Below are 11,852 nucleotides of genomic sequence, written 5' to 3' on the forward strand. Positions count from 1 at the left end.
TCCAGAAAGCCGCCTTCGGCTGGTCGTTGTTGAAGAGTCATGCCGCCTCCATGCTGAGAAAGGAAGAGGACGCAAGGCCGGAGTCTGGCCGCCCTCAGTTCAGGTTGATCATGACGCCGCGCACGTCTACATTGCCGCCGCCTGCGTCAATACTGATGCCCGTCGTGGCTTTGAGTTCCAGCTTCCCCGTGCTCTTGATGGTCACGGTGTTGCTGCGGGTATTCAGGAGCACCTCGTTACCGTTCTTGTCCCGGAGAATGACCTGCGGCGCACTGCCCTCGGTCAGCGTCAGGCGGTGACCATCCTTAGAGCGGAGTTCGACGAACGGTTTCTTCTTGTCGTCATTCAGTTCGAGCGCATGTTTCTTACTGCTCTGGAGGGTGATTTTGGGCGGCTCGGGATCGTCCGGGTCCTCGTAAATAAATTCGTGGCCGAGGCGGGTGCGGTAGACCCGCTGAATCACCTTGCCGTTCTTGACGGCCTTGCTGCTGGGGCGCGGCGGCGCGTCCTTGCCGTTCCAGAGGCCACCGATGACATAAGGGTGGTGAATGTCGCCGTGCTCAAACCCCACCAGCACCTCATCGTTCACTTCCGGCAGGGTCTGTGAGCCCCGGTTGCTGCCGTTGCCCAGCCCCACCACGCGCGCCCAGTCGCTTTCGTCTTCCTCGGTCAAGGCCGGGAGCTTCAACTTGACGCGGCCCTGGTTTTCGGGGTCGTTGTTGTTGGTCACGATGCCAATCATCAGGCCTTGGACCGGCGTATACGGCGCGTCGCCGCCCCCGCTGCCGCCTGTCCCGGCTGCCCGCAGCAGGCTGCCCAGCGAATCGGGGCGGCTGCCCGTCACGCTGAATTCGGTGCTGTAGCCCTCCCCGTTGCGGTAGATGTGGCGCACGTTGCTGGCCACATACTTGCCGCTAAAGCGCTTGCCCACATTCTTGATGTTCAAGGTGGTGCCGGCGGTCAGGCGGGGATAGCCAGCGGTCACGCCGCGTGCTTCGAGCAGCTGCTCGGCCACCGTATTGCGCTGGGCCTGGGCGATAGCCGCAGCGTAGCCCTGCTCGCGCACGATCAGGGTGCTGGAGGTGGCTGGCGCTTTCATGTTGAAAGCCTGCTGCGCCACGCCCTCGCTCTTGGTGCTTTCGCTGACCTCGGCCTTGCCCTGGCCGCTGGTGGCCTGGCCAACCACACTGCGTTTTTGCTTGGGGTCCCAGGACCGCACGGTGCTCTGACTGGTCTGCGCCATGCTGGTCAGTCGCGGCAGAAACTCGGCGAGGTTGTCGCCCCAGGCCAGGTCAATGGCGTCCTGGCCCTTGACCGGCTGGCAGTGCAGGGTGGTGCCGTCGGCGTACAGAATCAGGCCCAGACGTGAGACCCGCTCGCGCAGGAACGCCAGGTTGGTCTGATTGTGCTGTAGCACGTAGGGATGCACCACGCTGCTGCCTTCTGTCTTGGCCGTCATGCCCGCCTCGCCGGCCAGCTTTTTCACCAGGTCCAAGTCGCTGATGTTCTGAAACGAACGGGTATGCGTGCCGCGCGCCAGGCGGTGCAAGCGGTCAAAGGCGCGCAGCCGCAGCTGCTGGGTGGCCCGTACAAACCGGGGTTCGACCTCGACCAGTTCCCCGTCAAAGACCGTTTCCTTGTGGTCCTGCACCTGCGACACAATCTTGATGCGGGCACCCAGCCGGAATTTCTCGTCGTCCACCAGGACGCCCTCGGGATCGCGCAGCGTGATCGTCGCCACATCTGGCAGCTGCAAGCTACTGTCCACCGTGATTTCGTGAATCAGCTCGAACAGGTCGCGGGACATGTCCTGCCCGTCCACATTCATATAGAGACTGCTGACAGACCCTTCAAGGGGATCTCGAACCGTACGGGTCATCGTTTAGCCTTTCCCATAAGGCGTGCGGCGCAGGTCGCCCACGAAGCCGGCCGAATTCGCTGTGTTGCGAATCCCCCGGCTGACGTGGGCGGTGCGTGGGCCCCCCGCATCCTCGCCGTAAAAGGCCGTGGCTTTATCGGCCTGTTCAAAGGTCACCTTGATAATGGAGCGCACCGGCGTGCCGTCTGGCATAAACAGCGTGAACTTCTGTTCCATATCCAGAATCACGGCCTCGAAATGCCAGGTGCCCCCCCACTGAAACAGCACTTTCGTGGGCCGGTTCTTTTTGACGGCAGACTGCTTGGAGGTCTCCGAAGAGTTTTCATCTCGCCGCGTAAGTTCCCACAGGCGCTCGGTGTGCTTCCGTACATCCTCGACCGTTTCGGCATTTTTCCGGAATGCGTAAGTGTCGAAGAAAAGTTCCAGGGTGAGCTTGGCGGGCGAGCCTCCCTTATACACCTTGTTTCCCGTGTCGTTGCTGTCATTGGAGGCCGTCTCCCACATGATGCTGCGGGAAATGGTGTATTCGCTGGGGTTGAACATGCACTTGATCGGAGCGTATTTTCTCCGGTTTTTGCCTTCACCTTCGACGGGCACAATCTGCGCGCGGGCAAACTGTCCTCCTGCACCTGATAGAGCCATGACTCATCCTCCTTTGGCTTGCTTAGCGGCAACTCTGAGGGGCGGGGGTGTTGGGGCGGTAAGCGCACCAGCGTTCGCTCTGGCCCCGCAGGGTGTAGAAGCCTTCCAGCGCTTTCCGACCAGTGACCAGTGAGCCGACGAAACGGAAGTTTTCTAGGTTCGGCGACAGGGCGGTAATAGAGCTTCCGGTAAAGGTCAGTTCGATGGGCAAGTCCGGAATGTCACCGCGGTTACTGGTGAAGGTGCCGGTCGCACGCCGCCCATTAACCCCCACAATCGTAAAGGAGCCGAAGGGGTGTTCCCACTCTCCTTCAAGGTCTGCATAAGCGCTGGCGGGCGCCGTGACATTGACGGTCACCAGGTTGCTGCGCAGCTGGGCACCGTTGGCCCCTGTGGCAATGAGGACATACTGGGTGGTCTGGGCAGGCGTGACTTTCGTACGGCCGCTGGCTGGGAAGGTGCCCTCGACGCCTTCAATCCGCACACTGCTGACGCCAATGGTCCCCCAACTGAGGGTAACGGCCGTGCCAGCCTTAACGCTCTTGGGCGTGGCCACAAAGGAGGTGATGCGCGGCTGTTGCACGTTGGCCGGTGGATTAACGGGCGGCTTGACGGGTGGATCGGAAGGCGGGGTGACAATAGGTTGGGTTCCCGTCGTCTTCGGTGTCACATTTACGGTGATGCTGCGCTGCTGTGAGCCCGAGGTCAGCACAAACACGGTGGTCTTGCTGAGCTGCAGCGACGTACTCCCCTGCGCCTTCCACAGGCCACCAGCCAGCGGTCCAGCCACGCCTGCAATCCGCACGGCGCTGGCGTTGGCGACATTCCAGCTGAGCGTCACCTTCCCAGGTGCCGGGAGGGAATACGAGGAGGCCCGGAAGCTGTCAATTCGCGGGGTTGGCGGCGCCTTGACCGTGACGGTCTGGCTCTGAGAACTCTCGCCGGCGCGCAGGATAAAGGTGCGTGTGGCGTTCACAGGGACAGTGGCGCGGCCTTTTGCTGGCCAAGAGCCGTCATTGTTGGGGCCACGCACACCGTCAATACGGACGGCAGCGGCATTTTCTACATCCCAGTTCAGAACGGTAGTGCCCGAACCGGTGATCTGCGTGGGCTGCACTGTGAAGCTGTTGATGGTAACGGGGAGAGGCCGGACATTCACCGTCAGCGGCTTCTGCAGTTGCCCCACGCTGAGTGTGAAGGTTCGCGTGCGCGGCAAATTCACCACTGTGGTGCCCTTCGCTGGCCATTTGCCGCCTGTGAGCGGCCCAGCCAGACCCGCAATCCGCACGGCACTCGCGTTGGCGACGTTCCACTTCAATGTCACTGGACCCGGTGCAGCCAGACTGGTGCTGGACGCGCTGAAGTCCCGAATCTCGGCAGGGCGCGGCTTGACGGTCACGGTGCGGTTCAGTTTCAGCAGCTTGCCGTTTCGGAGCGGCAGAATCAGGGTGTAGATACGGGTCTTGTTCAGCTTCTCGTCGGTTTCGCTGCCCTGGGCCTCAAACTTGTTATTGATCGGCCCTTTCAGCGGCGCCACCGTCACGTAGGTCCAGCCGGGCGCGTTCCAGGTCACGGTCACGTCGCCCTCGCCCAGAATCTCTTTGGGTTCAGCTGTGAAGGTGATTTTCTGGATGTTGGCTTTTTCGGCGGCTGCAGCTTTACGGTCCTCTTCTTGACGCGTCTTTTCGGCGGCGGCGGCAGCCTCGGCCGCGGCATCCACAGGGGTGACCGTAATTTGCTTGCTCACGGGCACCTGGTCGCCCGCGTCGTTGCGTGCTGTCAGGGTGACTGTGAAATCAGAGGCGGGGGGCGATTTCACCGAACTGCCTTCAGGGCCGCTGTCCTCAGCACCCGAGCCGTAGTTCACGTTCACAGCGCTGGCATTCTTGGTCTTCCAGTTAATCGTGACCTGGCCGTCCGAGCGCACCGGATTCGGCGTCACCGTAAACTCGGTGAATTCCGGCTTAGGCGAGGTGATGTCCAAGCGGGCATTGGCACTCTTGGTCAGGTTGCCGCCACCGACTGCCGTCACGGTGTAGGTGGTGCTTTCCTTGGGCGTCACGGTCCGGTTGCCCTTTACGGGCACGGTGCCGAGGCCGTCAATGGTGACCGTCGTGGCGTTGCGGATGTCCCAACTCAGCACCGCACTCTCGCCCTTCTGGATTTCCGCAGGCTTGATCTCGAACAGCTCAACCTCTGGTCCCAGCACACTCACGGTGCGGGTGTCGGATTCGCGTTCGGTTCCGTTCTGCGCGGTGAGAGAGAGGGTCACATCTTTGTCCGGGATAAAGGTGCGCTTGCCGCTGGCAGGTACCTTGCCCAGTTCGGTGATGGTCACCTGCTCGGCGTTGCGGACCTTCCAGGTCACGGTGATCTTCTGATTGCCGGCCACACGCGGCGGGTTCACGTCAAATTGCTCGATGACAGGGCGGTCAAACCGCGCTTGCACCACCTCGAACTTCTCGGCGCGGCGGCCAATCAGCGAGCGGGCCACCAGGGTGTAGCGCTGGTCCTTAGCAATGCCCTTCTTGACCTGGAAAGTCCCATCGGCGGGCAGGTTCTGTCCATCGGCCCCCAGCTCCAAGATACTGATCCGGCGAGCGTTGGAGGTGTCCCAGCGCAGGGTAAAAGGCTGGCCTGGGCGCACCGCTGTATCGCTGCCACTCAGCGCAAACTGGGTGATGAGGGGCGGCCGCGTCAGCCACCAGATCAGGATGCCCAGCAGCAGCAGCAGAATAGGAATCAGCCACAGCGGAATCAGCGGGTTGTGGTGCAAGGTGGCCCGCGCCTGGGTCAGCAGGTGAACTGGTGCGTCTTCCGCTTCGGGCACGCTGTAGAGGTCCACGCGCATCTCGTGCTGCGAGCTGGTGCCGAACCAGCGCAGGGGCACCTGCACCTTCAGGGTTTCCTCCTCCGACTGACCCGGCTCTAGCGTCAGCATGGCTGGCAGCCCGTCCATGCGAATGCGGCCCCGGCCCCCCAGAACGCGCTGGACAGCCGTCGCCGCAGCGGTCCGGGCCTGCTGCTGGGCCTGCCGCGCCGCTTCCTGGGCCAGGAGGGTGGGGTCAATGCCCCGGCCCATGCCCATCATGGGCAGCTGGGGAATATTGGTGTTCAGGAGGTCCTGTGGGCGCGGCACCGCTACGACCTGACCCTCGTGGTCGAGCAGCTTGGTCAGCGCCTGTTGAGGCGTGTTGCCTTTGTTCTCCACACGCAGCACATAGGTTGTGCGCCGCCAGGTGCGCCGCACAGCCGGCAGCAGGGTGGCGGTCAGGTCGTGGAACGGCAGAACCTCGATGGTCATGGGTGCCGACCCCGACTCGGCCGGGTTCTCGCGCGAGCGGGCCAGCACCTTGACGTCGTAGACGCCAGCGCGGCTGCGGCTGTCGCGCGGAGCCAGGATGGTCAGACTGGTCTGCCCCTGCATGCCGGGATTCAGCTGCACCTCGCCGTGGGCGTCCCGGACCCACTCGGGCGGAATGCCGTCCAGGCTGACCCGGAAGTGGTCCACCGTGCGGCCAGTGTTGGCCAGCATGATGTCCAGTTCATAGGGCACGCCGGGCGAGAGCTGAATACGGTCCCGTTCTGGCTTGACCACGATGCGCGGGCGCGGCGCGGCCGACTGCGGCTCGACCAGCACCAGCCAGTAGGGCCGCAGATACAGCGGCGTGCGCACAGGCCAGCGCAGGCGGGTCATGGGGGTCAGGGGCAGACCGTCCATAACCGTGCCGTTGGTGGCGGTCAGTTCGGTGACATGCGCCTGGCCGCTGGTGAATTCCACATTCAGGTGGTGGCGGCTGACGCCCACATGCTCCAGGACCACGGCGTTGTCGGGCGCGCGGCCTATCGTCAGGGTGGGACTGGTGACGGGCAGGGCGCGCTCCAGTTCATGGCGTTCGCTGAACACCAGCAGCTGCATATTGGCGGCTGGCTGCACGCCGTCCAGCCTGGGCGGCGGCGGCAGCACTGGCAGCGCGCTTAAGCGCAGGGTCGGCTCGGGGCCACCAGGCATCAGGGCGTTAAGAACCTCTTGCAGCGCCGCTTCTAATGCCTGGGCGTGGGGGTAGCGGTCGTCTGGGTCCTTGGCCAGGCAGGTCAGAATGATTTCTTCCAGTGCGGGCGGTATCTCGGGGCGCAGGCGGCTGGGCTGGCGCGGCGCGACGTGCTGGTGCTTTTCCAGGGCGTCGGCGGCGTCCCGGATTTCAAAGGGCACCATGCCCGTCACGAGTTCGTACAGGATCAGACCCAGGGCGTACAGGTCGGTGCGCAGTTCGTTGCGCACGCCCCGGCACTGCTCGGGGCTCATGTACGCCAGGGCACCCACCACCGCGCGGTCGTGGGTGCCGTAACTCCCGGCGCGCAGCTCAGCCAGGCCAAAGTCACTCAGCTGGGTGACGTAGCCGGTCTGCCCCAGCAAGGCGCGGCCTGGCTGCAAAATCAGGTTCTCGGGCTTGAGGTTGCCGTGCATCAGCCCCTGGCCGTGCGCGTGAGCCAGGCCGGCCGCCGCCTGCCGAATCAGCTCGGTGGCGGTGACAATAGGCAGCGGCTGAGCGGCGCGCGCCTGGCTTTGCAGCAGCTGGCGCGCGCTGCCCTGGCGGCCCAGCTCCATGGCGTAGAAGGCGCGGTGGTCGCGCTGCTGGAGCATCTCGGTGGGCAGGATGTGCGCGTGGCGCAGCGAGGTGACTTTGAGCAGTAGCCGTTCGAGCTGCATGATGAGAAACGACTGGCCGCTGCTGGCGTCGTCCAGAATGCGCAGCGCGACCTCGCGGTTCTCGTCGAGGTCGGTGGCGGCGTACACGGAACCGAGCCAACCGCCGCCGAGCAGGCGGCCCAGCTGATAGTGGTGAAAAATCTTGGTGTCAGTCATGCGCGGCGTCCTGTGGCCGAACCGTCACGCGGAGGCGCGGCGTCGGAAGTGGGAGAGGTGGGCGGGGAAGGCTCCACAAACTCTACGGTGACACGGACGTGCGCAGGGGCATGCATGAAGATGAACTGCGTGATGGCCTCACGGCTGGCGGTGTCTTCGCCGTCGGGCGAATCGAGGAGTTGCAAGGTCAGGGTGTGCGGCTGGGCGGTGTCCTCGCGCAGCACGGGAGTCAGGCCGTACACCGTTTCCAGCGCGCGGGTCAGGCCGTAGCGGGTGCCGCGCCAGCGGTAGAGCGTGATGGCCTCGCGCAGCCAGGCGCGCTGGCGGCCCTCCGGCCAGTGGGGGTCCAGGGGAATGCCCAGCCAGCCGGCCATCCAACCCAGGACCTGCGGCGGCGCCACTCGGGGGTCGAAATGGAGTTCGATGCTGTCCTGCCGGCGCTGCATCGGTTCCCAGAGAGCCTCAAAGATCTTGAGGTAGCGCCCTAGAAACTCGGATTCCTGAAAGAAGGGCGGCAGGAACTCGGTGTAAAGCGCCGCGCCGTCGCGGGGGGGCTGCTCCGCCGGAAAGGTGGGCAGGGGTAACCGGGCCGGGCGCGCCCTAAGTTCGCCCTGCACGTCCACGCGGCCACTGGAGGGCGTAGGGGTAACCGCCGCCGTGACGTCGGCCAGAAACGACAGGGTGAAGGGCCCAATCTGAATCTCGTCGCCCTGCTCCAGGCGGTGCGGCTGGTTGGGCGCCAGGCGGTGCCCGTTCACAAAGGTCACAGCTTCGCCGCCCGTCAGGTCGGTCAGCAGCAGCGCGCCGCTTTCGGCGGTAATCTCCGCGTGGCGAATGGCGACGCTGGGGTCGCGCAGCGGGAGGCCGTTGTCAGGGGTGCGGCCGATAGACAATTGACGGCTAAGCACCACCACCCGCAGCACTTCGCCCCGCTGCCGCACCTGCAACTGGGCCATTAGTGGTCCACCCGCACGTGATGCACGTCCGAGACGATCAGCGCCTGGGGGGGCAGTGGGAGGCTTCCGGTAATCGTTTCACGGCTCTCGGGCTGGCCCGGCTCGGTCAGGACCACCTGCACGTCTTCCGCGACCTCCACACCGGGCACGCCGCGCAGCAGGCCGTACAACTCGCTCAGGCTCAGAGTACGGCCAAAAGGCCAGCCCTTGCCGTCGGGGCCGCCCGTAAAGGGATTAAGGTAACCGTACAGCGCCTGCATGGCGCGGCGGCGCACGTCCTCTCGCACTGGACGGCTGGCCCCGGCGGCGGCGCGCAGAGTGGCCGTCACGCTCACCCACACGTACTGCGGCGCACGCAAGTCCAGGGTGGTGCCCACCGGGCGGCGCAGGTCCAGCTCCTCTTGCACCGCCCCGCGCAGCTCGGCGCTCAGGGTCAGGCGTTCGGGAGCGATGCGGCTGGTCAGCGGCGACAGGGGATCGGCGCTCACGTCGTCCAGGGCAATCAGGTCGTCAAAGGACACCTGCGGCAGCAGCGCCAGCGTGACCTGCCCGGCCGGCACCTGCAGCGCGCGAATCTGGCCCGGATAGGTCTGGCCTGGCACCGCCATATTCGGCGTGACGCAGCGGGCGCGGGCCACGCCGGGCACCTGGGCCGCCAGCAATTCATAATCGTCGGCCGTTACGGCGCGGTTGCGCAGGCGCAGCAGGTAGGGCACGCGCTGGACCGCGTCTTCCAGCAGCTGGCCATTGCGGCCACCGGCGGCCGGGGCATGGTTGGTCACCCGCGCCACGTAGGGCACGCTGGATTTCAGAACGCTCAGGGCGCGCGCCGGCACGTTGCCGCCTGCGCCCCCGCCGTACTGGTAGCGCCGCATACGGATGGTTGACCCCTGTGGCGGCACCGCGCCAAAACGGTACACGCTGCCGTCGGCTTGCAGGACACTGGGCCCGAAGGCCACCTCGCCGGTGGTCGCGTCCAGGGTGAAATGACGGTCATCGGGCACCGAGGTCGAAAAGTCCGGCACCGGCATATACAGCGCGGCGTCGCCCTCAATGGTGGTGACCTCTAGCACGTCGCGCTCAGGGTCAAGGTGGAGTACAGGGCCGTGAAGCAGCCGGAAGCGCTGGCCTGGCGCGCCGCTACTCTGGCCCAGCAACTCATTGGAGACATTGGTGGCGTGCCGCGCCGACACCGTGATGCCGCGTGCGTCCAGCCGCAGGGTTTCCAGATCGGGGCTGACCTTGTATCCGGCGTGCATCTGCTCGTTGGTCAGGCGGCAGCGCAGCCAGTACCCGTTCTGTTCGAAAAAGGTGCCTTCCCGCATGGTCGGCACCCGCAAAATCAACTCGCCCGAGACGTTAAACGCCTGGGTCCCGTCATATTCAATTTCACAGGTCGCCCAGCGGCTGACCCCACCTTGCCACGCTTCCCAGACGTAGGGGGGGTGGTTGGGGTTGACCCCTGCGCCCCCGGCCAATTCCACGCCGAAGCTCAGGGCCAGCACATGCTCGCTGTGGTCACCTTCCAGCTGAATAAACAGTGCGTCACCGGGGCGCGGCTGCGACTGAAAGATAGGAAAGCGGTGACCCGGCAACCCCAGCTGCGCCAGGTCGTGCGGCGTGGCCTCGCCTTGCCCTTCTCCGCCCTGCCCCTCGGTGTCCAGCCGCACCTGCGCCAATGTGTTGGCGGTGTACAGCCCGCGCAGGGTTGGCGGCCGAATCAAGGCGGCGCGCTCGGTCGAGAACACGATGGCCTCGTTGACCTCGGTGCGCAACGTGGCGACCTCAGTGCCAGCGGCGATGCTCAGGGCGGTGTCCTGCGGCGCACTCAGATAAAAGGTCACTGGCGCCCCTGACGCGCGGGGCGGGGCCAGCTGCACGCCGATCATGTCCAGAAAAGCAATCAATAGCTTGTCCGGCACCTGGTTGACCCGGTACAGCAGCAGGTCGGTCATCCAGGCGAAGACCTCCAGGATCGCCATCCCGGGGTCCGAAGCGTTGTGGTCGGTCCATTCGGGGCAAAACTGCGGAATAAGGCGCCGCGCCTCGTCCATGATGTCGTCGAAGCGGCGGTCGTCTAGGTTCACGGTGGGTAGAGGCAAGGCAGAGTCTCCGGGAGAGGGGGGCTTTAGGGGGTGCGGTAGAAGGGAAACACCAGCGACCGGGGTTCAGGAATTCCCTTGAAACGGTAGATCAGCTCAATGATGATGCGGGCGCTGTCCGATGGATCAAGTCGGGCCTGCACGTTTTCCACCTCGATGCGCGGCTCCCAGGTTCGCAGCGCCTCGTCCACGTAATACGACGCCAGCCCCAGCGTGGTGGCATCGCCAGGCGCAAACACCAGTTCGTGAATGCGGCAGCCGTATTCGGGCCTCATCACGCGCTGGCCACGCGCCGTCATCAGCAGGGTCAGGATGGCCTGGGTCACAGCCCGTTCGCCGGAGATCATGCTGAGCTGCCCGCGTGCATTCATGCTTACAGGAAAAGCGACGCCGGTGCCCAGCACATCCGTGTTTTGCAGTGCCAGGCTGGATTTGGTCATGCGGCGGGCCTCTGTGGGCACCGGGTCAGGTCGGGGCAGCTCATGGGGTCTCCTCCAGGTGCAGTTGCGCCTGAGCCGTCTCGGGACTCAGGGTCAGCTGGCGTCCGTCCAGCGTCAGAATATCCAGACGGCCCACCTCTTCACGGAGAACATCCAGATGAACGATGCCACGCGCGTCACTGAACGCGCGCGCCCCGCCGTTCGTCCTCACCAGGGCGTCGGCCAGCGGCAGTCCCTCGGCGTCGCGCAGTTGCCAGCTGGACCGGCGGCGCGCACTGACAGGCACAGCATTCTCGCCCACGCCAGAGTAAAACCGCAGGTCGCGCTCCAGGACCAGCGGCGACAGACTGCTCACATTCAGGTCCAGCGGCACCGTCACGGTGTAGTTCAGGTGGGGCCGCACCGATTGGCCCAGGCTGCTGAACACGCTCTGGGTGCCCTCAGCAGGGCCGACACTGCCCAGAATCCCGACGTCCAGGCGCCGCGCCTCGTCAGGAAGATACGAGTCGTCCCAGTCGCCCTGACGCATCAGGGCTGCCAGCACCCGCCACAGCACATTCCACTCGTCGCGCCCCAGTTCGTCTAACTGCGCCTTGAAAAACACCGTCACCAGAAACCGCAGGTCAATGCGGCGGGCCGCCAACGTGCGCTGCACACCCCCGCGCACCTGGGTCTGGCTGAACTCCATGGAACGCAGGGCGGCATTTTCCCGCAGGTCATACATAAAGAAGTTCAGGGTGGGGCGCGTCAGACCAGACACCCAATTGGGGGTGGGCGCCGCAAAGCGGATGTCCAGGGCTTCTCGGGGTAAGGCCGCTTCGGTATAGACGAGTTCCTTGAGACCCTGCTGGACATCAGCGATCACAGGTCGGCTCCTGGCAAATGCCAAGTTCCGGCGGTTTGAACAGCAAAAACTGTGAGATTTGTCATGGCTGGCGTTTGTCCTGAAACAGTATTCATTAGAGA

Annotated in this window: 7 protein-coding genes; all 7 read right to left on the reverse strand. The window is 64.7% G+C overall.

Features of this window, described 5'->3' with window-relative positions:
• Nucleotides 1-94 precede the first annotated feature (94 nt).
• The 7 genes from K7W42_RS11920 to K7W42_RS11950 are packed head-to-tail and all read right to left on the reverse strand — an operon-like array spanning nt 95 to nt 11,751.
• Nucleotides 95-1,879 carry a VgrG-related protein gene (locus K7W42_RS11920; RefSeq protein WP_157457663.1) on the reverse strand — a complete coding sequence of 595 codons (1,785 nt, stop codon included), beginning with the start codon at nt 1,877-1,879 and terminating at the stop codon, nt 95-97.
• Nucleotides 1,880-1,882: 3 nt separating this feature from the next.
• Nucleotides 1,883-2,521 carry a CIS tube protein gene (locus K7W42_RS11925; RefSeq protein ID WP_224574908.1) on the reverse strand — a complete coding sequence of 213 codons (639 nt, stop codon included), beginning with the start codon at nt 2,519-2,521 and terminating at the stop codon, nt 1,883-1,885.
• A gap of 22 nt (nt 2,522-2,543) precedes the next feature.
• Entirely contained in the window at nt 2,544-7,388 is a 4,845-nt protein-coding gene (locus K7W42_RS11930) for an FHA domain-containing serine/threonine-protein kinase (protein ID WP_224574909.1), read from the reverse strand.
• Complete coding sequence (locus tag K7W42_RS11935) at nt 7,385-8,344, reverse strand: FHA domain-containing protein (protein ID WP_224574910.1); 960 nt, start codon at nt 8,342-8,344, stop codon at nt 7,385-7,387. The genes K7W42_RS11930 and K7W42_RS11935 overlap by 4 nt, the downstream gene beginning before the upstream one ends.
• Nucleotides 8,344-10,446 (reverse strand): putative baseplate assembly protein, encoded by a 2,103-nt coding sequence (locus K7W42_RS11940; RefSeq protein WP_157457666.1) that lies wholly within the window; start codon nt 10,444-10,446, stop codon nt 8,344-8,346. Before K7W42_RS11940 ends, K7W42_RS11935 begins: the two co-directional genes overlap by 1 nt.
• 26 nt (nt 10,447-10,472) lie before the next feature.
• Nucleotides 10,473-10,886: a GPW/gp25 family protein gene (locus K7W42_RS11945; RefSeq protein ID WP_157457667.1), complete on the reverse strand. Its 414-nt coding sequence runs from the start codon at nt 10,884-10,886 to the stop codon at nt 10,473-10,475.
• A 40-nt stretch (nt 10,887-10,926) separates the two neighbouring features.
• Nucleotides 10,927-11,751, reverse strand: coding sequence for a Pvc16 family protein (locus tag K7W42_RS11950; protein WP_224574911.1), 825 nt, complete (start codon nt 11,749-11,751; stop codon nt 10,927-10,929).
• Nucleotides 11,752-11,852: the final 101 nt, after the last annotated feature.

Source organism: Deinococcus betulae (assembly GCF_020166395.1).
GTDB lineage: Bacteria > Deinococcota > Deinococci > Deinococcales > Deinococcaceae > Deinococcus > Deinococcus betulae.

Bases quoted from the DNA above. Each gene is read 5' to 3' on its own strand.
- K7W42_RS11925 (WP_224574908.1), bottom strand. From the start codon at position 2,521: ATGGCTCTATCAGGTGCAGGAGGACAGTTTGCCCGCGCGCAGATTGTG.
- K7W42_RS11920 (WP_157457663.1), bottom strand. From the start codon at position 1,879: ATGACCCGTACGGTTCGAGATCCCCTTGAAGGGTCTGTCAGCAGTCTC.
- K7W42_RS11930 (WP_224574909.1), bottom strand. From the start codon at position 7,388: ATGACTGACACCAAGATTTTTCACCACTATCAGCTGGGCCGCCTGCTC.
- K7W42_RS11935 (WP_224574910.1), bottom strand. From the start codon at position 8,344: ATGGCCCAGTTGCAGGTGCGGCAGCGGGGCGAAGTGCTGCGGGTGGTG.
- K7W42_RS11945 (WP_157457667.1), bottom strand. From the start codon at position 10,886: ATGACCAAATCCAGCCTGGCACTGCAAAACACGGATGTGCTGGGCACC.